Source organism: Arachidicoccus rhizosphaerae (genome assembly GCF_900107765.1).
Classification (GTDB): Bacteria; Bacteroidota; Bacteroidia; order Chitinophagales; family Chitinophagaceae; genus Arachidicoccus; species Arachidicoccus rhizosphaerae.
The window spans coordinates 228,858-254,200 of sequence record NZ_FNQY01000004.1 but is presented as its reverse complement, the minus strand read 5'-3'; the positions used below and the strand labels follow the sequence as shown (position 1 = coordinate 254,200).

At 41.2% G+C, this 25,343-nt stretch carries 17 protein-coding genes and 1 pseudogene; 8 read left to right on the top strand and 10 right to left on the bottom strand.

Features of this window, described 5'->3' with window-relative positions:
• Positions 1-100: 100 nt before the first annotated feature.
• The gene (locus BLU80_RS05615; protein ID WP_091394735.1) at positions 101-709 is read right to left on the bottom strand and encodes an ATPase; all 609 of its coding nucleotides are present in this window, start codon (positions 707-709) and stop codon (positions 101-103) included.
• A 383-nt stretch (positions 710-1,092) separates the two neighbouring features.
• Positions 1,093-3,492, bottom strand: coding sequence for an ABC transporter permease (locus BLU80_RS05605; RefSeq protein ID WP_091394728.1), 2,400 nt, complete (start codon positions 3,490-3,492; stop codon positions 1,093-1,095).
• Positions 3,493-4,032: 540 nt separating this feature from the next.
• Between BLU80_RS05605 and BLU80_RS05600 the strand changes: the two are divergent.
• The 3 genes and pseudogenes from BLU80_RS05600 to BLU80_RS05590 all read left to right on the top strand — a co-directional run.
• Positions 4,033-4,545: pseudogene (locus BLU80_RS05600) on the top strand (AbiH family protein); the annotation flags it as partial.
• Between the two features lie 568 nt (positions 4,546-5,113).
• On the top strand, positions 5,114-6,457 hold the full coding sequence (locus BLU80_RS05595; RefSeq protein WP_091394722.1) for a hypothetical protein: 1,344 nt from the start codon (positions 5,114-5,116) through the stop codon (positions 6,455-6,457).
• 460 nt (positions 6,458-6,917) lie between these two features.
• Positions 6,918-7,520 carry a dihydrofolate reductase family protein gene (locus tag BLU80_RS05590; protein ID WP_091394720.1) on the top strand — a complete coding sequence of 201 codons (603 nt, stop codon included), beginning with the start codon at positions 6,918-6,920 and terminating at the stop codon, positions 7,518-7,520.
• 64 nt (positions 7,521-7,584) lie between these two features.
• Here the strand turns inward: BLU80_RS05590 and BLU80_RS05585 are convergent, their stop codons facing one another.
• Positions 7,585-9,078, bottom strand: coding sequence for an FG-GAP-like repeat-containing protein (locus BLU80_RS05585; RefSeq protein ID WP_211481757.1), 1,494 nt, complete (start codon positions 9,076-9,078; stop codon positions 7,585-7,587).
• Between the two features lie 578 nt (positions 9,079-9,656).
• On the opposite strand from BLU80_RS05585, the gene BLU80_RS05580 reads away from it, so the two are divergent.
• A complete protein-coding gene (locus tag BLU80_RS05580) occupies positions 9,657-10,208 on the top strand; it encodes a TetR/AcrR family transcriptional regulator (protein ID WP_091394713.1) in 552 nt (183 codons plus the stop codon).
• Between the two features lie 10 nt (positions 10,209-10,218).
• Positions 10,219-11,466, top strand: a complete 1,248-nt coding sequence (fabF, locus tag BLU80_RS05575; protein ID WP_091394710.1) for a beta-ketoacyl-ACP synthase II — start codon at positions 10,219-10,221, stop codon at positions 11,464-11,466.
• 348 nt (positions 11,467-11,814) lie between these two features.
• On the opposite strand, the gene BLU80_RS05570 is transcribed toward fabF, so the two are convergent.
• The 6 genes from BLU80_RS05570 to BLU80_RS05545 form a co-directional block, all read right to left on the bottom strand.
• Positions 11,815-12,312 (bottom strand): SRPBCC family protein, encoded by a 498-nt coding sequence (locus BLU80_RS05570; RefSeq protein WP_091394708.1) that lies wholly within the window; start codon positions 12,310-12,312, stop codon positions 11,815-11,817.
• Positions 12,309-12,629: an ArsR/SmtB family transcription factor gene (locus BLU80_RS05565; RefSeq protein WP_091394706.1), complete on the bottom strand. Its 321-nt coding sequence runs from the start codon at positions 12,627-12,629 to the stop codon at positions 12,309-12,311. The genes BLU80_RS05570 and BLU80_RS05565 overlap by 4 nt, the downstream gene beginning before the upstream one ends.
• A 293-nt stretch (positions 12,630-12,922) precedes the next feature.
• Entirely contained in the window at positions 12,923-14,140 is a 1,218-nt protein-coding gene (locus tag BLU80_RS05560; RefSeq protein WP_091394703.1) for a GTP-binding protein, read from the bottom strand.
• Positions 14,141-14,457: 317 nt separating this feature from the next.
• Entirely contained in the window at positions 14,458-15,747 is a 1,290-nt protein-coding gene (locus tag BLU80_RS05555) for an aspartyl protease family protein (protein ID WP_091394700.1), read from the bottom strand.
• Between the two features lie 298 nt (positions 15,748-16,045).
• Positions 16,046-17,899 (bottom strand): cytochrome-c peroxidase, encoded by a 1,854-nt coding sequence (locus BLU80_RS05550; RefSeq protein WP_091394697.1) that lies wholly within the window; start codon positions 17,897-17,899, stop codon positions 16,046-16,048.
• Between the two features lie 28 nt (positions 17,900-17,927).
• Complete coding sequence (locus tag BLU80_RS05545; protein WP_091394694.1) at positions 17,928-19,274, bottom strand: alkaline phosphatase family protein; 1,347 nt, start codon at positions 19,272-19,274, stop codon at positions 17,928-17,930.
• A 526-nt stretch (positions 19,275-19,800) separates the two neighbouring features.
• On the opposite strand from BLU80_RS05545, the gene BLU80_RS05540 reads away from it, so the two are divergent.
• Both BLU80_RS05540 and BLU80_RS05535 read left to right on the top strand, forming a co-directional pair.
• Complete coding sequence (locus BLU80_RS05540; protein ID WP_244518755.1) at positions 19,801-21,759, top strand: beta-N-acetylhexosaminidase; 1,959 nt, start codon at positions 19,801-19,803, stop codon at positions 21,757-21,759.
• A gap of 8 nt (positions 21,760-21,767) precedes the next feature.
• Positions 21,768-22,940, top strand: a complete 1,173-nt coding sequence (locus BLU80_RS05535) for a hypothetical protein (RefSeq protein WP_091394692.1) — start codon at positions 21,768-21,770, stop codon at positions 22,938-22,940.
• Positions 22,941-23,046: 106 nt separating this feature from the next.
• Here the strand turns inward: BLU80_RS05535 and BLU80_RS05530 are convergent, their stop codons facing one another.
• A complete protein-coding gene (locus tag BLU80_RS05530; RefSeq protein ID WP_091394689.1) occupies positions 23,047-23,976 on the bottom strand; it encodes an SRPBCC family protein in 930 nt (309 codons plus the stop codon).
• A 210-nt stretch (positions 23,977-24,186) separates the two neighbouring features.
• Here BLU80_RS05530 and BLU80_RS05525 point away from each other — a divergent pair, with 210 nt between their 5' ends.
• A complete protein-coding gene (locus BLU80_RS05525; RefSeq protein WP_091394686.1) occupies positions 24,187-25,170 on the top strand; it encodes a GlxA family transcriptional regulator in 984 nt (327 codons plus the stop codon).
• The last annotated feature ends 173 nt before the right edge of the window (positions 25,171-25,343 follow it).

The following is a 25,343-nucleotide window of genomic DNA, read 5'->3' as shown; positions in this document are numbered from 1 at the left end:
AAAATTGGGGGTACATACTCCACCAGTTTTTGACTATATTTGAGGACAGATGCCGACTTTAAATTTTCTGTTTACACAATATTTTTGACAGTCTCTTTTATCAATCGTTTTTAACGGCTCTGATAAACTTTTCTACCCACTGTGGTAAAATACTTGAATAAAGTTCTATAGCTCCATTTTCTATAAACACAATTTTTTGAGGGAAGGATTCTGAACTTCCTGTAGTGATAGAATTATCAAATAAAGTAATGGAATCAAAGGATTTATAAAAAGAATGAAGATTTTTATAACCGTGTTCAAAATTATATTTTATGGATTCCTCAGCCACTTTATGTCCACCCAATTTGACTCTAATGGAGACTCTTTGGACACACTCCTCTATTGTGCTAATCCCCATAAATATTAAATGGGCCTTATAACCTGCTGTTTGAAATTGGCGAACTGAATAGGTGGGGTCCTCCGAGCTGAAATTTGTTTCAAATGCAAAGTTACCTTTCGCTTGAATAGCGGTGTCCTTAGCTTCCTGAAAGTCTATTTCGTTTACTCGATTACTTAGAATATCGCTCCCTATCTCTGGAAACTGATGTTGTAGACGACTAATATATTTATCGCCGTCGAAAACTTCAAAATCGGTATCTACTAAGGTTGCTGAAAATAAACTTTTTCCAGCACCATTGGGACCAGCAATGACATATAAATTGGGGCACATGGAAAGCTTTACAATTGTTTTATAACTACTTCCTTTGATGTATGACGATCTTGGCGAATTAGAAATGTTTTCCCATCCGGATATTGATGGATGAATTGGTTTTTTCTAATGCAATGCTTATCTCTGTATACCAAAGGGATATTGCGACTTGCCTGAATTTTAAGTGCAGTATGCAAAGTCTTTTCCAGGCGTTTGTTTAACTCCTGAAAAGCGGGACTCATTTTATTTTGTATCTGCCTTTTAATAGTCATTTTATCCTTTAATGTTGATTGGACAAAGATACAATTTTTTGGGGATAAGAAAGTTACTTTTTATATGGATGTTAATATTGTATTAACTATTAATATGTATGTAATTGTTTGATTATAAATATAATATTCTACCTATTCGTTCTTCAGACTCCGGATAGGGTTTATGCCGGCCGTTTGCCGGGTCTGTATATAGACAGTCAGAAAGGCCAACAAGATTACCAAAAGATCCGGCAAAATAAATAGCTGTATAGACAGCGGTATTCTGTACAGCATCGTCTGCAGGAATTTTCTGGCAGCGAGAACCGTAAGAGGTGTTGCTATAACAAGGGCAATGATAACGAGTTTTAGGTAATCTGCTGTCAACAGCCGGATAATGCTCCTGGCAGAAGCGCCGTATACTTTGCGTATGCCGATTTCTTTTTTCCGGCGTTCAGAAGAAAGGACGGAGAGCCCGAAAAGGCCCATAAAAGAGATCAGAACGGTAATCAGACCGCCAAAAAAGAGGATCTGACGCCATTTCTCGATGTCCCTGTATGCAAATTTATTAGTGTCCTGCACAAAATTATAGCTGTAGGGCGATAGCGGATATACTTGTTGAAAAGTGTTTTTGATGGCGGACAGGGCGGCGGACGTGGCCTTAGGCTTGATTTTGATATAGTAGGCATTCAGCTTGCTGAGGTCCTCCCACTCAAATACCTGTGGCCCAACCTCTTCGTTCATCGAATTATAATGATAGTTTTTGACCACACCGATGACCTGCATAATTTTATTGTCCTGTGTAGTAAAGGTGATCTTCTCACCAATGGGGTCACGCCAGCCGGCCTCTTTGGCAAAGGCCTCATTGACCAGTACCTTGTCGATCGAATCAGTCGGATTGGAATAGGAAAAATTACGGCCGGCGGTCATGGGGATTTTGAGTTCCGTCAGGTAGTTGGGTGTAATAAGGTCCTGACGGAAATTCATGACGGTTCCGCTGCTGATTTTGGCAATGGTTGAGTTCTGACCGGCATTCTTTGCGCTGACTTCCAGAACGTTCGGATTTTCTGATAATAATTTGGTGAAAAGCGGCCCCTTTGAATTAACATCGTATTGTTCAATTGAAACCAGATTGCTGTCATCATAGCCCAGATCGGCACTCGTAATATAATTGAATTGCTGGTACAGCACGAAGGTGAGTGCAACTAAAAAGGCTGCCATGACAAACTGAAAAACAACCAGCGTCTTCTGGAAATAATTTTTTCCGGCAACCTGAAATCGGTTGTACAGAATTTTGGTAGGATCAAATTTGGTGAGCACGACAGACGGGTAGAAGCCGGCAAGAAAAGTGGTCAGCATAAACAAGGTTATAAACTCCAGGATCAGTCTCACATCCAGCAGGTAGGACAGGGAAAGCGACTTGTTGGAAAGTGTGTTGAACAGGGGCAAGACTGCTTTTGTCAGAATCAGCGCCAGCACAAATGCCAACAGGCAAAGCAGCAGAGATTCGCCCATAAACTGGCTGATCAGTTGCTTTTTACTGCTGCCAACTACCTTGCGAACGCCGATCTCCTTAGCTCTTTTAATGGAGCGGGCGACCGTCAGATTGATAAAGTTGATACAGGCGATGAGTAGTATGAATAATGCGATAGCCGAAAGAATATAAGCATTGGTGATATTTCCTGTAGGGACAATACCGTTACCTGAACTGATGTTTTTATCCAGATGCATCCGTGTGAAGGGTTGCAGATGGTATTCTGGCAGAGAAATAGCGTTTTCGGCCATCCCGAATTTTTGAAGCATGGCTTTAAAAGTACCGGTGGCGTCTTTTGCGAAATAATTTTGCATCTGGGCTTGCACCTGGTCTTTGCTGGCACTGGGATCCAGCAAAATAAAGGTATTTAGATAGGAACTAAACCAGTTTTCTGGATTCTGCTCCTCAGCCTTGCTGAACCTGAAAGGAGCCAGTGCCTGAAATTGAATGGAGGAGTTGGCCGGACAATTGGCCGCTACCGCTGTTACCCTGTAGGGAACAAACGCACTGTCATCTTTTAGCTGGACGGTTTTACCAATAATATCCGTCGTGCCGAACTGACGGATGGCCTCATCTTTTGACAGCACGATCGAGTAGGGATCTTTAAGGCAACCTGCAGCATTTCCTGCCAGTAACGGAAAGGTGAACACGTCAAAAAAGTTCGGGTCCGTCCTGAATAACCGTAAGGACTGCACTTCATTACCCTTTTTTATATTGGTCCCGGCTTGCTGGTAACGGATATAGGCTTTGATGCCGGGCACATTCTGGGCAAACCGAGGCCCTTCCAGCGCACCTGTAATACTTTTCTCGTTGGTCTCGCCCTTGGCCGTCATCTTTTCTGTGACCCTGTAAATCTGCTGACCTTTCTCGTGAAATTGGTCGAAGCTTAACTCATCCTTGACGAAAAGGAGAATAAGAATGCTGCAGGTAAGGCCAATACTGAGCCCCAGTATATTAATAAAAGCAAAGATTTTAGCTCTTTTGAGATTTCTCCAGGCAACTTTCAGGTAATGTTTGAACATCGTATTGGGCCATTTAAAATGATGACATAATGGATAATATAAGATTCATCAATTCAATACGATTCTAATGCCGTACTTATAAGTCATCTAAGATGAACATGTTAAGAACTTTGCCCGCTCCAGGTACTGTCCGTTTTTGATACACTCCCGCCAAAAGCGGACAGTTTGTTGTCGTGCCCTGTTATAACATATCCTTTGTTACCGATACCCAAGAGGTGTTCCGGCCATGAACTTTAGCAATCTTTTGCAGAATATCGTTTGGTGTATAGTTCCCAATAATTATCATAAACCCTCCTGGGATATTTCCTTTCTGAATATCCAAATCACATTTCTCCACTTCAAAAACTGCTTTTCGAGTACCCTAGCCAGGTGATATTTGGCCATCGCTGAAATTGTTTTGATTGGAGACAATGATAGTAATTATTCGGAATTTAGGAACCATCCCGACAAACATTCAACAGCCAGCCTTCATGATATCCTTGCCAATCCAATCAATATAAATGAACTTTTAAAAACAGATCTGGATCAAAAGAGGCACCTAAAGAAACTATGATCTTGAATTTTAATTATACGGACACCATCGAACAATACCTACAAAATACATCAATACCGAAAAATATCATGGTCAATTATATCCACGGTAAACTTAATGATCCTCATAATCCTATCATCTTCGGATTCGGCGATGAACTCGATACCGACTACGCCAAAATGCAACTGGAGAAAACCAATGACTATTTCGAGCACATCAAATCCTTCGGATACTTCAAGACTTCCAACTACTATAACCTCATTCGTTTTCTGGACTCCGATGAATACCAGGTCTTCATTCTCGGCCACTCCTGCGGTCTTTCCGGTCGTACTATGCTTAATATGATCTTCGAGCATGAAAACTGTAAATCCATCAAAATCTACTATTATCAGGAAAATGAACACAAGAATAACTACACTGAACTTACCCAGGAAATCTCCCGCCATTTTAAAGACAAACCCATGATGCGTCGCAAAATCGTATCCATCGATAAATCTTCCCACATGCCGCAGGTAGACTAGGAGCTTCGATATAATTAAATCCAAGCGCCTGATGGTTTTGTCAGATTCTGACACTGCCGCATTTATTTTTGTGTCTCGGTTAGCTGAAGGGGATTTGCCGAAAACCCTATTATCAAAACAGAGTAGGCTATCACAATTATAAATGTAAAACTATGGGTATCCTATCAGGTTTACTGGCTACTTTAGCCTCGTTATTAGGCGGTCTGGGTCTTTAGTATCCTCCTCCTACTATCAAACAGCAGAATCAAGCTGTTGATAATTCATTAAGAGGTCGCTCCGGAATTTATTTTACCTGAGCGGCCTTTTAAATATAAAATACGTGGCCACCGATTTCAAAAATTCCATCATTGATAATCAATCTATACAGATTATAATTTTCCCTAATTTTAAAAATTCCCCTCATCCTCTGATTTTTCTGTTCTCAAATCTCGTTATCTTCGTTTAAGTATTTACAAACGCATTCGTTTTTGCGTTGAATGTTTTTGCCACTAACTAATGAAATCCACCCGGATTTATTGATTGACTGACTTTGTCTTGAAAACTATAAACGGACTTAACTATTGCCTTTATGCAAACTTGTATTCCATTAAATGAAAAAACTGTTACGACTGTCTTTCTTCTCGGCCTGATTATCCTACTGTTTTTCGCAGGCTGCGCCGTCGTGAAAACCAATTACTCCTCTGACATAGCCAAAGACGCCACCGTTTATTACTATCTCCCCGAAACATTGCTTAATATTCATGTGACCGCTAAAGTGGCCGTGGTCTACACAAAAAAAGACAGTGTACTTACGCCATACAGCAGAGTCCTTTCGGAGCGTTTTGAACTCATGCCCGAAATGATCGCCGATACGAGGGAATTGTTATCGCTGAATTACAAACCTAATGCATTGATGACGGATTCCATTAAATACGCGGTTAATGCCAAAGGACTCCTAGAAACTGTAAATGTTGTCACAGAAGACAAAACTGCCGCTATAGTTGAGGCTATTGCCCAAGGATCAGAGGTTATCCTTCCCCTTTCAGATGCTGATAAAAAAAATTGGGCAGGCGACCAACCGATACTTGCTGGTTCCTTTGTTAAAATAAAAGACTTTACAGATACCATTGCAATCAAGGTGTCTGAATTATCACAGGTACCTAAAGAAGTTCATTGGAATCTGGTACTCGAAAATGAAGTTAAGCCCGAGGCTTTACCAGCAACATTGGCTGCTAATTTTAATATTTCGTCAGATAATCTGTCTAAACTTCCACGTGCAGTTTCTAGACCAGGAATTGATACTACAATTGGGTATTTGCTGACTAAAAGGGATAGTAATAGAAGAGAAGTTAAAGGTATTTTAACCAGACCCCTTAAAAATATAACCGTTAAGATAAGTCCGATTTCAGAATCGAAACCTGATCAGATCCAGTCACAAACCTCATATGTGACAATTGCGGATCCCGGTAAATTAATCGTGATCCCTATTAAAAGAACGGCATTTGTTCGACAAACAAATAATGTTACTATCGCTGACGGAGTCGTTCTGTCTAATTCAATCTACAAGCCCTCCTCCGTGGAAGGCTTCATTTCCATTCCCATCAATATCGCTAAATCCATTGTCTCCATTCCCGCGCAGCTCATCCAGTTCAGAATCGACAATACCAAAAGGTCAACCACCCTTGAAAACGAAAAATTGAATTACGAAAAATCACTGCTGCAAAATCAAATGTACACCCTGCAAAAAGGTCTGCAAATGGACAGCCTGCAACTTGAAATCCAGAAGGCAGATATAAGGAGTCAACAGGCCCTCGAAAAGTTGAAAGCGGAACTCCAAACCAGTCTTTCCACCGCACAAATCGCCCAACTCCAAACCCAACACCAGCTCGACAGCCTAAAACAAGTCATTGATTCATTAACAACTCAAAATTGACAATTAAGGCTAACTATTTAAATTTTCTGATTCCCCTCAGCCCCAAAAACAGTCCTACGGTCGCGCCGTACTTTTAGCCTTGGCCGCTCAGTATGATCTGGAATAAGATGGCGCCAATTAGGGCCGAGAGTATTGGAACCACGCGCTTGATCATGCTCCTCATAAATAGCCTTAAACAACATCACATTTTCATTTATAGGCTGTTCGCCCTTAACTGAAAATCCTTCTACCTGATAAAATCGTCTAATTCTTATCAGGTAGGGGTACCCGATAACCGAATACGCTGTTGGTGGACAGTCTTTCTATCCTGGCTATTAAAATTTCTTGCCTTAAATAAGCCAATATCCTCATTGTCAGTAGACGATTCACTAGCATAATATCCACTTTATTTTGTCGCTATTACCCCTCAGATATATGTGCTGATAGATTTAATTTTGGTAAATAATTAAACATTTAAATTATGCGCAAATTAATGATGAAAATGTCCATTTCTGTTGATGGTTTCGTAAGCGGAGAAGACGGAAAAATGGACTGGGTCTTTAAAAGTTCAGATGAAGAATCCCGGGCCTGGGCGGTCGGAGTATCTGCGGAAGCAGGATTAATTATTATGGGGAGGAAAAGTTTCCATGCAATGGCTCCATACTGGCCCTCTGCCACCGGACCATTTGCTGCGCCTATGAATGCAATTCCTAAAGGGGTATTCACTCAAAAGGGCTATGATCCGACAAGTAGTATCGCAGATAAAGATAAAAACCTTCCTGCCGCTGCTTCCTGGCTAGAGACAAGAGTATTTAACGGCGATCTGGCAGAAGAAATCAAAGCGCTCAAAGCAGGTGAAGGAAAACCCATTGTTGCTATTGGAGGTGCCGAGTTTATGAGGAATCTCATTGCAACCGGACTGGTAGATGAGTATCAGCTGGCAGTTCACCCTGTTTTCTTAGGCAAAGGACTACCTATTTTAAACGGAATAACAGAAGCGATGGATGTAAAGTTAATAGAGGCCAGGTCGTTTCCGGGCGGTATTGTTGTCCATACCTATGTCCCTGAATCCAAGCAGGCGTAAAATATATCATCCCTATTTACGAATCAAAAACGCTGCACATTTAAGGCAGCGCTTTTGATAAAATTTAGTTTTTGATAAATTTGAGCTTAGAGTGACCAATGACTCCAAAATAAATTCCCGAACTCAGGCTATGCACATCTATCTTATTATCTCCGGCACTTAAGCTTTCGGTAAGGACCAATTTCCCGGACCCGTCATAAATATGAAGTGTTTCGTTTGTAGTGGTCTGTATATGTATGAAGTTGTTTGCGGGATTGGGTGTAAGTGTTATGCCATTTTTGGCTAGCGGATCTTGAATGGTGACCACGTCACTGTAATCAGGGTTTCCGTTTTTATTAATTAGTTTCAGTCGGTAATAAGCAATTCGCTCATTTTGGACAGCAGAAAAATGATAGCTTTTGCCACTGCCTTCAGCTTTCACGGACCCAATCCTGATAAAGGCAGCCCCGTCGAGGCTTTTTTCAATTTCATAACCTTCAAATTCGGATTCTACGCCGCTGGTCCATTTCAAATCCGCATTTCCGTTATTTATTTGCCCTGTAAATGTTTTTAAGTCTACTGGCAGTGAAAATGTAGTTGTATTGAGAAATACAGACAGCGTACCGGTTGACATATCTAGTGCAGCCAGGTCAGGTTTATTGTCATTATTAAAATCTTCACTTAACATGGCCACCGTATATACTGCGGGAATCGTGCCGGCCGCTGAAAAAGTGCCTGGAGCGGAAACGTTATTCAAAAAAATGTCCAGTGCATTCGCGCTCAAGCCTGAGACTATAAGATCAGTCAATCCATCTCCGTTAAAGTCGTTGCCAGCGAGCGCTGTAGTCCCCGACGGTGTAGCAAGCGGTCCAAACACGGCAAAGTTTCCATTTCCGTTATTGATTAATGAGAAAAATGCATTGTCATTAAAAGAGGTCGATACAATATCAGGCTTGTTATCGTTATTAATATCTTTAATGACAAGTGAAAATACGGTTGTACCTGCTGCATAGGAATTTGAAAGGGTAAATGTTCCGTTCTGATTATTTAAGTATATTTTAATATCATTTACGTCGCCGTTCTGAGCGTACTGGCTGCCAATGACAATATCATTAAAGCCGTCCCCGTTAAGGTCCCCGACGGCTGCACACCAGGGGGTCTGCCCTGCATTCTGGCTACCGGCTACGCCAAAGCCGCCATTTCCATCATTTTGAAAGAAACTCAGCCCATCGGACGCACTGGTAATGATCAAATCAAGATTGCCATCGTTATTAAAATCAATTGATTCCAGATCCGTAGGGTTTTGGGCTGTTTGAAATGTAGCTCCTTGTGTGAATTGACCAGGATTGCTTGGATTATTCAAAAAGATATCGACTTGCCCATATCCGCTTTGAATACCTTCGATCACCGCGAAATCCTGATAACCATCTTTATTAAAATCCCCTATGGTAATAGCATAGCCTGATTGTGTTAAACTTTGGCTGAATCCTGACTGGAAGGTGCCATCTCCTTTATTCAGTAAAATTGTAACGCCAGTAGCCTGCATGCCTATACCAATAATATCCTTATACCCGTCCATATTGAAATCTGCAGATCTGATTTTCGAAAACGTGGCATTTGGTAAAAATGAATAGGATACAGGATCGGAAAAGCTTATTTGCGCTTTAAGGCTCCCGCAGAAGGCAAGTGTGCAACCTGATAAAATTATAAGTAAAAGTCTTTTCATCTTCAAGGACGGCGTTTAGCAGAGGTAAATAATTTAAATTAGCCCTACAAAGGAAAAAAGAAATAACATAGTATCACCTACCCTGACGGGTGGTTTTTATGAAAAGTAGAAGATAGTCCGGTCGTAGGCAGGCTCTCATTTTACAGTTATGCATAACATGCAGTAATCAGAGAAAATTTTCTTTTATAACTTTCGTCTGAAAGTGAAAGCCCGTTATTTTTAGGTTTACTGTCCAATCTATCGCAGATCCAGGGGCTATATCTGTAATTGGTTGCAAAAATTACAGTCCCCATTTCTTTTAACAGAATAGCGTTCAAGAGCGAATTGTTTTACAATAAGTTACGTAGAACAACAATGATTGCTTCTGTTAAAAAAAATGTTTGTTGCGAGATTAATTTGTCTACCTACTAATAGGTAGGTACATTTGCTGTATGAATACACGGGAAAAGATCATTCAGGTCGGCGATGAATTAATCCGCAATAGAGGCTATAATGCGTTTAGCTTTAGTGATATATCAAAAGAACTAAAGATTAAAAACGCTTCCATCCACTATTATTTTCCCACCAAATCCATGTTGGTCATCTCCATTATCCAAAAACATGAGTTGATTTTGGAAAAATTCAAAATGTCAGTCTCTGCAGGAAGCAGTATGGAAAAGATGACGAAGTTCCTTTCTGTTTACGCTGCCGGAAGGTTCAATAACAAGATCAGTATCCTGGGGGCTCTGACCAATGATTATTACACTTTTGAAGCGCCGATTCAGACCGAACTTAAAATCCTTATGGAAAACACATTAAACTGGTTAACCGATACCCTAAAAGAAGGCAAGACAGGGGGAGAGTTCCATTATAGCATGGACCACAGAACCAAAGCACTTATGATCATTACAAACATCCTCGGTGCAGAACAGCTGGCAAGAATTACATTCAAACATGATTTTCAGGAAATCAAGGCCACGCTCCTTGCAGACTTGACAAAATAAGAAAACGAAAATGAGAAGAGTAGTAATAACAGGAATGGGTGCATTAACACCGATAGGCAATAGTGTTCCGGCGTTTTGGGCATCCCTGATTAAAGGGCAGAGCGGAGTTGCACCGATAACCAAATTTGATGCAGAAAACTTCAAAACAAGATTTGCTGCGGAAGTTAAAAATTTTGACCCGCTGGATTATATGGAAAGGTCTGCCGCAAGAAAATATGACCTGTTCACCCAATATGCACTGGCCGTCACAGAGGAGGCTATCAGGCAGGCAAATATTGACTTTGAAAAACTCGATAAAACCCGGATTGGAGTTATCTGGGGTTCCGGCAATGGAGGCATCAGCACTTTTCAGGAGCAGGTTACGGCGTTTAATAATGGTGACGGTACCCCAAGGTTCAATCCCTTTTTTATTCCTAAGATGATTGTAGACATCGCAGCTGGCGTAATTTCAATAAAATATGGTTTAAGGGGCGTAAACTATGCCACGGTATCAGCCTGTTCCACTTCTAATACCGCCATTATTGATGCGTTTAATTACATTAAATGGGGAAAGGCGGATATGATTATAACCGGTGGATCGGAAGCGCCCATCACAGAAGCGTCTGTCGGCGGTTTTAATGCGGCCAGAGCTCTTTCCACTAATAATGAAAGCCCCGGTACGGCATCAAGGCCGTTCGATGTCACCAGAGACGGATTTGTAATAGGCGAAGGGGCAGGGGCTATTATTTTGGAAGAACTGGAATATGCCAAAAAGCGGGGAGCGACAATCATTGGAGAAATAGCAGGCGGCGCCATGGCGGCCGATGCCTATCACCTGACAGGTACACATCCTGACGGTGAAGGGGCGGTTTTAGGTATGCGTCTGGCACTGGAAGATGCTCAGGTCGGCCCCGACCAGATTGGCTACCTGAACGCGCATGCCACTTCTACCAGCCAGGGAGACACAAGTGAGCTAAGGGCAATCGCTCAGGTTTTTGGCCGGTCTGATCGAATAAATATCAGCGCTACTAAATCCATGACCGGTCATCTATTGGGCGCTGCAGGAGCCATTGAAGCCATTGCCTGTGTATTGGCGATAAAAGAAAAGACCATTCCTCCAACTATTAACACAACGCAGGTAGATCCTGAGTTTCAAAACGCGTTTAACCTTACACTGGGGTCGGCTCAGAAAAAAGAGATTATCTATGCCATGAATAACACATTTGGATTCGGCGGCCATATTGCAACCAGTATATTTAAAAAATATGATAACAGTTAGCCCGGTTCTGTACTATTTTTTAAAATTTGAATGGAATATTCATCAATGCTAAAAGTAAAGGTCAATTTTTCTTTATTTGTTTTAGAAAGCAAGAGCAAGAATAGGGTAGCCGAATTTACTGTAACCAACTTCAGATGAAGGTAGACATGGATAACCGCGTTAATAGAACTGTATGGAATAGTTCTGGCCAATATGGCTGGAATCTTATTTCATATTATGAATTACGGCTTCACTTTCCCAGTCTTCTAAATGGTATTGCGTTGTATCATCAGGCTTTTGTTATGTCTTGAACATAACGGTATGCCCTAAAAGAAGGCCTTCAGGATTTTTAAAGAGACTATTTGTTGATTAACCCTTTTTTATCTGATTCAAGAATTCCTCCAGATCATTCAAAGTCGCCGTAATGCCTTCCTTGAAGCCCATTTCAATCATTTTTTCCATACGTTCCAACGATTCGTTATAAATAGAAATCCTGACGCTTGTGATGCTGTCATGTTCACGAAAGTCTAATGTCCAGTCAGAGCCAGGTAATTGTTGATTTTCATTTTTATCAGCAAAGGTGTTGAAAAACTTGAATTCAGAGATGGGCGTTATAGACGTATACTGTTGTAATGCCCAGCTTTCTGCACCCTCTGGGCTGACCATTGCGTAAAACCTTCTACCACCCACTTTAAAATCCATTATTTTTGTTTTGGATACCCAGGGTTTGGGCGCCCACCACTGATCTAAAAGTTCTTGTTTGGTAAAAGCATCCCATACGAGAGATTGTTCCGCATTAAATTCCTTATGGATGAATACTGTTTTTTTTGACTTATCCACGGTAAAATTGAATAATAAATGGTTCATTTTTCTTTATTTTTTATGGTTAATAATAAATCATCCAGTTGACTGAATCGGCTTTCCCAAATTTTGCGATACTGATGGAGCCATTCGTCGATTTCTTTCATTTTTTCAATCTGCAAAGTATAGTATATCTCCCGGCCCTTTGTTTGTTGTTTTATAAGGTCGCATTCCTTAAGAATTCGCAAATGTTTGGAAACAGCCTGCCTTGTAAAATTGAAATTGTCGGCAATGGCATTTGGAGTCATGGCCTGCAAGGCTATTAGAGCGATAATGGCTCTTCTTGTTGGATCTGCGATTGCCTGGAAAATATCTCTTCGCATTACGTCTAAGTTGTTTTATGAAACCGATTAGTTGCAAATATAAGTGCAACTAATCGGTTTCGCAAACTTATTTTCGAAGGATTTGAATATTCCAACTTCTGGATTCTTAACTTATTGATATTAGTTGATTTATATAATGATAAAGGAAGAAGTGATTCAGAGCTAATGGATAATCAATGAAAATGAAAGTTCATGTATAACCGGATGGGAATAACTACACCAAAATAGGAAATAGCATTTTTAACGTCCTCAAAGTTGTATTAGACAGCATTACAGTCATTATACCCTGATATTTAATATTCCACCGGAAAAGGATCCATAAAAGCAATATTGTTTTCCAATAAATATTCTTCATTTTCCTGTAACAGGCAAAGGTTGAGATCACTGACCATCTGTTCTTTTGCTATGTCCTGACCAATAAAGACAATTTCATTAATTCGATCTCCCCATTTTTTACTCCACCCACTTTCAATTACCTGCTGATTATAAACAAAGGCCGGGTATTTTATCCTGTCAGAATATGGCATACTGCACCACCAGACTCCGGCTTTGTCTAACCTTGAGGAACCTCCTGCCTGGGAGAAATTAAAAGCTTCATCTGGCCTGGATGCCAACCAGAAGAGTCCCTTGGCCCTGATTACACCCATGGGATAATCTTTATTTAGGTAGTTCCAGAATCTCTGCGGATGAAATGGACGTTTATTTCTGTATACAAATGAACTGATTCCATATTGTTCCGTTTCTGGTGTATGACCATCCGTCTCCAGTTCTTTTTGCCAGCCGGCAGACATCGAAGCCTCTTCAAAATCAAAATTTCCGGTGCCTATTATCTCTTCCAGATGAACCTGGCCAAAGCTGGCTCTGATGATCTTAGCTCCAGGGTTCAGTTTATGAATGGCAGCTTCGAGTAAACCAACCGTATGATTGTCCACAAGGTCAATTTTATTTAGCAAGATTACATTCGCGAACTCAATCTGGTCGGTCAATAGATTTACAATCGTTCTATCATCTCCCTTCATATTAGTCAGGTCCCTGTCCAAGAGTAAATCCGAGGTGCTGAAGTCGCGGAAGAAATTCTGACAGTCTACCACGGTGACCATCGTATCGATATAACTGAAGCGGGAAAGGTCGATGTGATTTACCGGATCCACATAGCAGAAAGTCTGAGCAACCGGGATAGGCTCACTGATGCCGCTGCTTTCAATGAGAAGATAATCAAACCTGTTTTCCGCCGCCAACCGCTCCACTTCCTTAATCAAATCTTCCCTTAGGGTACAACAGATACAACCATTGCTTAGTTCCACTAGTTTCTCTTCGGTACGGGAAAGTACTTGCTGGTTTTCAACTAATCTCGCATCCACATTTACCTCACTCATGTCGTTGACGATGACAGCCACTTTAAGACCTTGCTTATTATGGAGTATATGATTCAGCAGAGTGGTTTTGCCTGCCCCCAGAAAGCCACTCAGAACTGTGACGGGGAGTCTTTTTATTTGCTTATCTGTAGTCATAAAATCTGTTTTATTATTGATACAAGAGTGCAAACATAAGGAAATTATCCATAAATGCAACAACGTTGCAAAAAATAAATATAGAAAGTATTTCAAATGAAAAGTATTCTGCAACTCATAGTTTATTTGTGTTATGGGTAAAGCGCTGATGGCAATTTCAACAATTTCTTTGCTCCCGCGCTTTTTTAGGTTAAAGAGATTCTATTTACCTGCCCTAGAAGGGCTTGAATTACCATCATTGTTTTTTTGACAAAATGGCCTGAAAGAAAAAGCCAGTTTGCTTTGACTTTAAATTGCGCTGCAATCTATTTATCAAATCATACAACGCTTTGATTTTGCCTGCGCCGGATTTTTTTTATTCTTTTGTACAAAAAATAGCAAACGAATATCAATAGGATAGTGCCGGTAATCCTTACCGCGTAATATTCGTCTGGTTTCTTATAAGGAGCAGTCCAAAATGAATTTGGTTTCAGATACATATATCCATTTCTGTTGTCCAGCACCATATTAAATCTGTGTAGTAAATCTATACCGAGAATCGCCCTTAAGCCTGGAACTTTACCCATTTCTCGAGTCTTAAAATGGAACCCTTTCATTTGATAATTAGCCATGGAAATGCTTGGCGCAAACCCTTGATTCAGGCCTATCAGTGAAGCCAGTTGAACCATCAGTCGCAAGGTCATGGTTGCATCATTATTGTTTAGAATCGTGGTCCAGGCTCCCGTATCAAACATGACCCAGCCACTAAGTGTCGAATCAGACAAATTAAGGTGTACAGGAATATAAGGTATAATTCCCTGATCCAGAATCAGGTTCAACTTGGTATAAGATTGTATGTCCAAAGGCAGCGTATCGCGTATAATCAGTATTTGTTTGTTATAATCAATCTCCAAAATTCTGTTTTTAAATAGGGCATTACCCAATACCAGATCTTCGGCTGGCTGCAGATTTTTAGCCATCAGGACCGGGAGGCTATCCCAGGTCAGTTTGCCTAATTTCAATTGATTAATGGTGCTTAAAGGCACCTCGTTCACACCATCTGAATTCGATAGCATGGTTTTCTGATCAAACTGAATTCTGACTTTTGGAATAGAGCTTTCATTAATAACAATGCCGCCGGAGCCCAGATCTAATTGGCAATTTTTAACGGGAGATCCATTTAATTGGCCATTCAGATAGAGTTTTCCGTTCTCTCCCAAATGAAAAGGAAGTGTATCTGGTATGCTGTTTGTCATCGGGGCATGAAGCAGGCTCCTGTCATCTTTATATCGGGTAACAATTCTTGTATAACAACTGTCCTTTCCATCCCGCAAGATGATAAAATTATATTCATGGTTATACTCAACATTAAAGGCCAGGCTGTCCTGATCTGTGATAAAGGTGACCTTATGAGCAGATTCTGGAATCTCTACGTAATAATCGTCAGGTTTTCGCTCCGGCACCATCCGCCAAAATCCGTTTTTCAGGTGCTTGCCATCCCGGATATCTATCGGGACGTCACCAGATTTTAATACCGGGAGTTGCTGTTGCGCCGCCGTATGGGTACTATATTGCAGCATCATAAGCAACATAAGAAATGCCAGGACCCGAATATTCATGGTTTTCATAGGTATTAAAGTTAATCAATGCCCGGTTTATTTCGTGGACTTTCTGATAGATATTCCTGATGAGCTTTTTCTGATAGATAAAATAGCGCTTAAAATTTTACATACCTGGGGCTGATGCAGATAAAATATATGCCGTTGCCTAACGACCCGATGTCAATTCATTTACTTACGCCAACGCCCCTTTTATTATTTGGCCGGTGTCGATGAAGCGTTGCATTTAAAGAACCTGTCAACTTCTGCTGCAGGTACAAAGGTGAAGCGTAAAAGTTCTTTTAATTTAAATTGTATGAGGATACTTTTATTTGCTGTCCAGGCTCTTCATAAACGCAATTATGTCATTTTGCTCATCTTTAGAGAGGCCCAGGCTGTCGGTTGAAAGCGTTTGGTTCGGAAGGTCAATGCCTAAGCCTACGGCTCCGGCATTATTATAAAACTCCATTACTTCTTCTAGCGTATTATATACTCCGTTATGCATATAAGGAGCGGTTTTAGATATATTGCGGATGGTAGGAATCTTAAAGGCATATTTATAAGAGTCAACACCTATTATCGCATAATATCCTAAATCAGGATCCAAGGTAGAATCCGTAAGGCTTTTAGGAGTGCCAAGGACTTCTGTTTCACTTTGTATGTATTTAGGAGGTGTTATGCCATTAAATAATGGCATAAAATGACAGGTACCGCATTTCGCTTTTCCCATAAAGAGATTAAAGCCTCTGATTTCCTGCTGACTCAATTGATTTTTCTTTCCCTGCATATATTCATCGAATCTGCTATTTAGTTTTACCAGGCTGCGGACATAAGAAGCTAAAGCATTCGTGAATTGATCGTTATCAATTTTATTATCCCAATGGTTGCTCGGGAATGCCTGGGCGAATAATTTTTTATAAGTAGGATTATTACGCACATATTGAATGGCAGCGCTTAAAGAGCCATCCATCTCATGTTTATTACTGATAACGTCCCTAATCTGATCCTCTAAGGTAAGTGCCCGCATGTCATAGAAATAATTGGACTGCAGCGCAGCGTTTACGAGTGTCGGAGCATTTCGGGAAATATGTTTACTGGAATCCAAAATATCGGCAGGTGTTACCTGCCCGTCTGTATAATCAAGATCAGGCTGATGACAACTGGCGCAGTTTCTGGTATGGGTGCCGGATAGCATTTTATCATAAAAAAGCCTTTTGCCTAAAGCAACTTTGGCAGGAGTGATATCAAATTTAGCGCCGGGAGTAAAGGCGTTTACATTGAAAGCACCCGAATCAAACATGGTATTGATATCCTGGTTCAGCAAGCGGTTGTAATGGATCTTAGGTCCAGGCAGTTCCTTTTCTAACTGATAAATTGCTGAACTGACCGGATTGGCAAAAAGAGTAATAAAAGCGGCTCTGTCAAAACTATTAAAATCCTGGTGGTCTTTTAGGTAGGCTTCTGCAGCTATTAGCTGATTTAATAATTCAGGCTGATGTTTTCTGTCAATATAATAACTTAGGGCTTGTCGCAGACTATTGATCGCAACTGCCGCTTCCTGTATACTGTTTAAGCAGAGTGATGCATCATAACCGGTTATACCTAAGGTGATGATTCTGAATATTTCCAATTTAGCAGCGTCCAGTATGCGCCAGTCTACGAAGCCATGATCGGCGTAATAATCAATCAGGTAGTCGGTATTATGAATCAGATAGTTGATGCCATCTGAAAGTGCTTTTGGGCTATTCGTATCAATCTGAGGATAAATAAGCTCCTCGATTACCTGCAAACCCATTGGATCCGACCCTCTTGCCAAGGTTGGATCCAATAAATCCGCGTTTTCTATTTCCTGTACGGGAGGACCGTTGAGCCGGTTGGTTAAATCAGCTGTAAAATAACTGGTAGCCCATTCGAATTTTTTAAATAATAATCTGGACTTTATAAAACAGTGCTCGACTTCTTTTTGATTAAGGTGCGGCTGGCTTGCTACCAAAAGCAGGCTGTCCTGAAGATAATCACGGAATTGCTGGATTTGCTGCTGTATCTCCCGGTGTATTTTTTTTGCCCGGGAATGATTCTCTTTTTGATTATAGGCGTTCTGTTCCTTGTTTATAGAGGTAAAACCTGCCATAAATAAGCCTAATAATAACAGTAAAACCAGTCCCGTCTTCCGATATTTCATCCTCTTTGCCTTTTGCCTCCTACTGGCTTTATTTAAATATTAAGGCATTTCTGAGCGGGCTGGCATTTTTGTCTCTGTCTGCCAACGGCGCAAGTCCCCATCTTTTTTCTATAAATGCCAGCAGGCTTACCGTTTCATACTGTGTATGATCCACAAATTTCTTTTTAGCGAATGGTCCGATGATAATAGCGGGAATACGGCTGCCAGGGCCAAACTGGTCTATTTTAGGAGGGTTTACATGGTCAAAAAAGCCGCCAAATTCATCATAAGTTAAAATAACCAGGGCATCTTTACCATTAGGCCCGTTCAAGACATCATTAATAAGATTGACTGCCAGTTGTTCTGAAGAATAAACGGCTGAAGCTCCTGGATGTTCATCATTTCCTGCACCCGGTTTAACAAAGCTGACACTGGGAAGGGTACCTTCTTTGGCTGCTTTAATAAAGTCATTTTGATCCTTTAAATGTTTACGTCCTTCTGTGCCGGGTTTGTAATTATCAAAGTATAGGAACGGCTCATGGTTATAGGCGAAATTATTTTTTCTCCCGGCCACTGCATCATCCCAGCCTTCAGAATACCAAGCCCAGGAGATATTTTTTTCACTTAAGCGGTCTCCAATGGTTGGGAAGTTCTGAGAAGGTAAAAATTTAGAGGTATCTGATTTTAAAGGATAAGGCCAGTTTCTGGAGAGCACATGGTTGATAGCATAGCCATCTGGGGAAACTACACCGTCTTTAATGATTTTGCCGTCTGGCCCGATTTTGGCCACTTCTGATTCAGGGGCATCCGGCCATGTCGGAATTCCGGCGGAAATCAGGAAAATGTGGTTAAAATAGGAACCTCCATATACGCTTTGGAAAAAATTATCACAAAGCGTGTAATTATGGGCAAACTGATATAAAGGCAGTTTTTGAGTACTATAATAGCCCATGGCTAATCCCTTGGAATCATTATAGGCGGCGAATTTGTCCATTTTTCCGCCATCGATCTGCAACTGATTGTGATAAAACCGGTGGGTTACATCGGGGGTAGGCTTATCATTTGGGACATACTGGTCAATATTAAAAAGCTTGTTAGGCAGGTTGGTCGGGAATGAATTATTTCTTGGAATAGCAGGCAGGTACTGGTAGGGTTGGCCTTTTTTGTCCACTTGTACAAAATTACCTTTTATAGCATTATCTATTCCATTGGCTCCCTTAAATTCACCATAGAGATTGTCAAAACTGTGGTTTTCCATATAAACCACCACAACATGTTTGATCTGATTAATTCCTTGATCGAAGGTTGTTTTCTGGTTCTGTGCTTTTTTGGCAGTGCCACAACTGGCTAAACCAAGACCAATCAGGCCAGCATACAATAATCGGGATGAACGCATTTTGAATTTATTTTGTTTTTTGTTTGTTTCGCGACGATTGAATTAAATAAAAATATTATTTGATAGATTCCTGAAACCGTATAAGTAGAATAATAAATCCGCCTTTATCACAATTTCGATGTTCGTTCAGGACCTACTCCTAATCTCCTTTATTATTACCCGGTCTTTAAACCTAATACTCCTGTAGTTATTCAATTTCTTCCCTACAAATATAGGGGTTTGAGGCTTTTTTAAATGTTATTCAATTTTAATCGCTTTAAAATAATGACTTTAAATAAAGAGGAATACAAAGACCTGAATGCCTTGTTTTGAGTCTGGTTATTGATAACTTTTAGACTTTTAGTGAGGTAGATATAAGAAAATCTGGAATTTAAATGTTAAACACCAGAAAGCTTATTAATAAAGTAATATCATTCTCAGGGCGTTGGCCGAAGATTTTTTGTTAACTTAGAGACCTGTTTGGTGATTCAGATAAGGTATATCGGTCCATTAATATTACTAGTGTCATCTTATATAATTAAATTTTATGATTAAACGCTTTAAACGTTTAGCCGGACTCATAACCATCATGGGGGGGCTGCTTTCAGGAAATGTCTTACTCGGGCAGGGAAACCCACCTGAATCTATTAAAATTATACCCGAGCCGGTAAGTGTATTGCCAGGGACCGGAACCTTTTCTTTGCCCAGTCAACTCGTCGTGTCTTATCAGGGAATCGAAAAAGGAGAAAATGAGCAGATGGATTACGTAAAGGCGGCCTTTATTCGAACGATGCATCAACAAAATAATTCCATTCAGATCAAAGAAGCAGCGTCTGCAGCCAGTAAAGCTGACGTTCGATTTGAACTTCTATTGAAAGAAGATACTGCTTTAAAACAAGAAGGTTATCGGTTAACGGTAGATGGCAGGGGGATTAAGGTAGTGGCCAATAAACCGGCAGGACTTTTTTACGGTATTCAAACGCTTAGGCAATTAATGCCTGTGATGGAAATGACCACGGGAGCCATTCATGAACAGCAAATTGTTGGGATACCTTGTGTAGTCATTGCAGATTATCCCAGATTTGGCTGGCGTGGGCTTATGTTGGATGTATCCAGACATTTTTTTACCAAGCAGGAAGTAATGGATTATATTCAGGAAATGTCCCATTACAAATACAATATGTTTCATTGGCATCTGACGGATGATGAGGGATGGCGTATTCAGATTAAAGCATTTCCTAAACTGACAAGTGTAGGGGCATGGAACGTAAAAAAGACAGGTTATTTTGGTACTTTCTCACCGGTGACTGCGGATGATAAATACGACTATGGCGGATTCTATACTCAGGAGGATATAAAAGAGGTGGTTGCTTTTGCTAAAGCTCATTTTATCAATGTCTTACCGGAACTAGATATGCCGGGGCACAGTATGGCTGCCATCGCTTCATATCCGGAACTTTCCTGCACACCCGGAGCTGATAAATATCATGTAAGATCCGGAGAGGCAGGCTTTATGGATTGGACAGACAGTGGTATTGTGGCGCATTATGATAATACCCTTTGCCCGGCTAATCCTAAAGTCTATGACTTTCTGGATAAAGTATTCGGGGAAGTAGCGGAGTTATTCCCTTTTGGTTATATTCATATCGGGGGAGATGAATGTGCTAAAACGTTTTGGAAAATAAATCCGGAAATCCAGGCCCTTATGAAAAAAGAGCACCTGAAAAATATGGATGAGGTGCAGAGTTATTTTGAGAAAAAGGTAGAGAAAATTGTAGAATCCAAAGGCAAAAAAGTAATTGGCTGGGATGAAATATTGGAGGGCGGTGTAGCGCCCAATGCTGCCATTATGAGTTGGCGTGGAGAAAAAGGAGGGATTGCCGCCTCTAAAATGAAGCACGATGTGGTTATGAGCCCGACGACCTATGCTTATCTGGATTATATGCAAGGGGATCCGGCACTGGAACCCCGCGTATATGCTTCGCTTAGACTCAAGAAAGCTTATCAGTTTGATCCCGTTCCGGCGGGTGCAGATCCGGCTTTTATTAAAGGTGGACAGGCTAATTTATGGTCAGAGCAATTATATAATATCCGACACGCCCAGTACATGACCTGGCCCAGAGGGCTGGCGATTGCCGAATGCCTTTGGACACCTAAGCATCAGAAAAACTGGGATAGTTTTGTAAGCAGGGTGGAAGCGCAGTTCGCTCTTTTTGACAGAGATAGCGTAAAATATGCCCCCAGTATGTATGATCCTGATATTGCAGTTAGTCAAAACGGGGATAGCACCCTTAAAATTACGCTCTTAAAAGAGCTGGATAATATTGATCTCTATTATAGTGTAGACAATTCTTTTCCGGATAACTTTTACCCTAGATATACAGTGCCATTTGATCTGCCCAAGGACGCTGCCATGCTCCGGGTGATCAGTTACCGGGACGGCAAACCAATTGGCAGGCTGATTACTATTAACCGCAACGATCTTGAAAAGCGTAATAAAAAATAACACAGCCTATGAAACGCCTAAGTTGTATGATTATCGGATTGCTATTGTATGGCTGGAGCCCGGCCCAGCCATATACGGCAGGCAGTTTTCCTGATGTAATAGCCTCAGGTGCGCAAGGGGCGTTCCATGTTCAGGGGATGGCCGTTGATAGGCAAAACGGATGTGTCTATTTGTCTTTTACGGATAAACTTTTAAAACTGGACCTAAAGGGCCATCTTGTGGGGAGCGTTACAGGGCTGGTGGGGCATTTAGGAGATCTCACCATGGATGCCCGCACAGGCAAGATATATGGATCTTTAGAATATAAAGATGATGCGATAGGCAATGGTATCCGGCAAAAACTTGGGATAAAAGACAGCAGTGGGGTACATTTTTATATAGCAATCTTTGACGGTAGTCAGATTACCCGGCCTGATATGCCGGCCACTGATCCTAGTATACTTAGAGCCGTCCATCTGCAAAATGTGGTAGATGATTATGAAAGTAAGGTTGAGGATAATGGGAAGGCATATAAGCACAGGTACGGCTGTTCGGGTATCGACGGTATTACCATTGGACCTGCATTTGGCGCAGAAAGCGGCCGTAAGGGTAAAAACTATTTATATGTTGCCTACGGTATCTATGGAGACACTTTAAGGACCGATAATGACAATCAGGTGATTGTGCAGTTTGATGATAAGGACTGGTGGGATAAGTACGGCCGCCCGCTAATCCAAAGTCATCCGCACCGCTCCGGTCCTTCCAAGCCCCTGCATACTTATTTTGTTTATACCGGTAATACGACCTATGGCATCCAGAACCTGGAATATGACGCTTATACAGGTAATTATTACGCGGCGGTATATGCGGGCAAAAAGTCCCGTTTTCCAAACTATGACTTTTTTGTGCTCGATGGTCATCGCAGGCCGCATAAGGGAAAACTGCAGGTCGATGACCGGCAGCAAAGGGCTGATTTTCTTTCGCTGGCCAGTAACGGAAAGGCTGACAGTTCTTCTGGGGTCCGGGGCTGGCATTTTAAATGGGGCTCAACCGGGATTTTTCCATTAGGGGACGGTTATTTTTATATATCGCATAATGGCAAGTCCGAAGACGGACAGCAGCAGACCACTTTATATAAATACAAATGGACGGGAGCCAGTGCTAAAGACGATGCTCCGTTTACAAAAATATCAGTACAGTAGCCCTGCATTGATCACATACTGCGGGAAGAGCAGCTTCATTAAGATTAAATAGTGTCAGCGCATTGGGAGTAATTATAGCTTGCCTCAATACGCTGACACTATTTGTTTATTTGTCAAAATCCGGGAAAGGCCGACCTTTACCCGTCTCACAAAGCTGTTTAAGGCTTTTTAAAAACAGGGCCCAGACATAATTACAACTGGCAAATTCATCGGACATTTCCTTCCAGTGAGTATGGGAGAAATTAAGCATGGTACCCTTGATATTTGCCTCCAGCTCAAAACGGATACTGGTGTCTGCCCACCCTGGATGGGCATCTATAACGTTCCATTTTACCAGATCGTAGTGATGCAGCGTGGCCACTTGAATCCTTATCTCATTTTCCTGCTTGGATCCAAAGCTAAACTGGATGAAATCACCCGTTTGCGGGTCCTCCCGTTCACTTATGACACTTGGTGTCCACCAGCCTTTGAGTCCTGTCACTGTGGTCAGTGCCTTGTATACCGTTTCTATGGGTGCGTCAATTCTTAATCGATGGTGGATATCTATATTCGTTGAACTGGAAACGGGTTCGGGTTCTTTTTGAATAGTGGCGTCCTCTTTGGGGGTGGGTTCTCCTGTGCCCGTTGTAATCAGTTGCTTCAGGCTGCCTTGTATATAATGCGTCCAGGCGTCCTTGCATAGATCATAGCAGCTGTAAGCGGGGGTGAGTTCTTTATGGGTGAAAGTAATTAAGGTGCCTCCATTTTTTGCCTGGATATCAAAAATGATATCAGAATCCTGCCATTCATGCTGGTCTTCCAGGAATTTAAAGCGGTTTTTGAGTACATGCCATCTGACTTTTTGTTCACTAAGTTCCATGATTTGGAAGGTGGCTTCATGAACATCCTGGTAATGATAATCAAAGATACTGTGTAACTGATCGGTGTCTCCTTTAATATTCTCAGACCACCAGCCTCTGACATTATTTATGGCTTCAAGGACCGATGACGGTGTCTGGTCTACTGTAAATTGAATCGTAAAATCTTGATTTTTCATGGTTTTTTTGATTTTGAAGTAAGCGTGTTTTAGATTATGCCATTGAATTTTGATGTTTTATCGTAAATGTTTAGAGTGTTTTGCTGTGTTAACAGGGCGATACAGCGAAGTTAAAGGTAAAAGTCAGTTTGGATACAGTGCGATATAGACAATCTTAGGTGGTGAATTGGCCAAAATATTACTGTATCTTTATCCAAATAGTACATAGCTATGAAACATCTGACAATTTTAGTGCCTACCGGCGACGGGAATAATCTCAGCAGTATTGTTGGGGCCTTTAAGATCTTTTCCAGGGCCAATGCTATCTACAAACAGCGTCATGGACATGAAGTATTTAAAATTGAGTTGGTAGGCTTAAATGACTGTGAACAGTATTATGGGGGATTGTTTTCTGTGCAGCCACAAAAGACGATTAATGAGCTGAAAAAGACGGATTTAATTATTATTCCTTCCTTGAATCACTGTTATGAGCAAGCTGTGGATCAAAATGCAGCGATAGTCGACTGGCTCGACGCTCAGTATCACCGGGGAGCAGAAGTGGCCTCCATTTGTACAGGTGCCTTTTTGCTGGCTGCCGCTGGATTACTGGACGGTAAGACTTGTTCTACACACTGGTCGGCCGCCCATGATTTTAAGGAGAGATTCCCGGCAGTTGATTTACAGATTGATCAGATTATTACCGATGAGCAAGGGATCTATACCAATGGAGGGGCATATTCTTTTCTGAACCTGATTATTTATCTGGTGGAGAAGTTCTATGACCGGTCAGTAGCTATATTATGTGCCAAGATTTTTCAGATAGAAATGGACCGAAATAACCAGTCAAGTTTTGCGGTCTTTACCGGGCAGAAAGCGCATGAGGATGATATCGTCAGGCAGGCGCAGCTTTTCATGGAGGATCATTTTATGGAAAATTTTTCATTGGGTGCTTTAGCCGGGCAATTTGCGGTGAGCAGGCGCAATTTTGACAGGCGTTTTTTAAAGGCTACCGGTAACACTCCGCTGGAATATCTGCAGCGTATCCGGGTAGAATCTGCTAAAAAAATGCTGGAATCAACTTCTAAAAATGTGACAGAGGTGATGTATGAGGTAGGCTACTCGGATGTGACGGCTTTTAGGTCCGTATTTAAAAGGATAACGGGGCTAACGCCTATAGACTATCGAGGCAGGTATCATAAAAGTGCCTTAGTTTAGGTATATAGCTCCTTTTTTTCAGTGTGGGTATGCTTTAAAAATCATTTATTGGACATTTGAGCTATCTTTATTATAAATAAGCAGTTTTAAATACAATGAAAATATCTTCAAAGACTATTCGCGGTTTATTATTGTTTTTCTTGATTCTATTGATCTTGTTTGTTATGCTGGAC

Coding starts and splice junctions, on each gene's coding strand:
- BLU80_RS05540 (WP_244518755.1), top strand. CDS start 19,801: ATGATTAAACGCTTTAAACGTTTAGCCGGACTCATAACCATCATGGGG.
- BLU80_RS05570 (WP_091394708.1), bottom strand. CDS start 12,312: ATGAACCATTTATTATTCAATTTTACCGTGGATAAGTCAAAAAAAACA.
- BLU80_RS05615 (WP_091394735.1), bottom strand. CDS start 709: ATGTGCCCCAATTTATATGTCATTGCTGGTCCCAATGGTGCTGGAAAA.
- BLU80_RS05560 (WP_091394703.1), bottom strand. CDS start 14,140: ATGACTACAGATAAGCAAATAAAAAGACTCCCCGTCACAGTTCTGAGT.
- BLU80_RS05585 (WP_211481757.1), bottom strand. CDS start 9,078: ATGGACGGGTATAAGGATATTATTGGTATAGGCATGCAGGCTACTGGC.
- BLU80_RS05535 (WP_091394692.1), top strand. CDS start 21,768: ATGAAACGCCTAAGTTGTATGATTATCGGATTGCTATTGTATGGCTGG.
- BLU80_RS05595 (WP_091394722.1), top strand. CDS start 5,114: ATGCAAACTTGTATTCCATTAAATGAAAAAACTGTTACGACTGTCTTT.
- BLU80_RS05530 (WP_091394689.1), bottom strand. CDS start 23,976: ATGAAAAATCAAGATTTTACGATTCAATTTACAGTAGACCAGACACCG.
- BLU80_RS05580 (WP_091394713.1), top strand. CDS start 9,657: ATGAATACACGGGAAAAGATCATTCAGGTCGGCGATGAATTAATCCGC.
- BLU80_RS05590 (WP_091394720.1), top strand. CDS start 6,918: ATGCGCAAATTAATGATGAAAATGTCCATTTCTGTTGATGGTTTCGTA.
- BLU80_RS05545 (WP_091394694.1), bottom strand. CDS start 19,274: ATGCGTTCATCCCGATTATTGTATGCTGGCCTGATTGGTCTTGGTTTA.
- BLU80_RS05555 (WP_091394700.1), bottom strand. CDS start 15,747: ATGAAAACCATGAATATTCGGGTCCTGGCATTTCTTATGTTGCTTATG.
- BLU80_RS05565 (WP_091394706.1), bottom strand. CDS start 12,629: ATGCGAAGAGATATTTTCCAGGCAATCGCAGATCCAACAAGAAGAGCC.
- BLU80_RS05525 (WP_091394686.1), top strand. CDS start 24,187: ATGAAACATCTGACAATTTTAGTGCCTACCGGCGACGGGAATAATCTC.
- BLU80_RS05550 (WP_091394697.1), bottom strand. CDS start 17,899: ATGAAATATCGGAAGACGGGACTGGTTTTACTGTTATTATTAGGCTTA.
- BLU80_RS05605 (WP_091394728.1), bottom strand. CDS start 3,492: ATGTTCAAACATTACCTGAAAGTTGCCTGGAGAAATCTCAAAAGAGCT.
- fabF (WP_091394710.1), top strand. CDS start 10,219: ATGAGAAGAGTAGTAATAACAGGAATGGGTGCATTAACACCGATAGGC.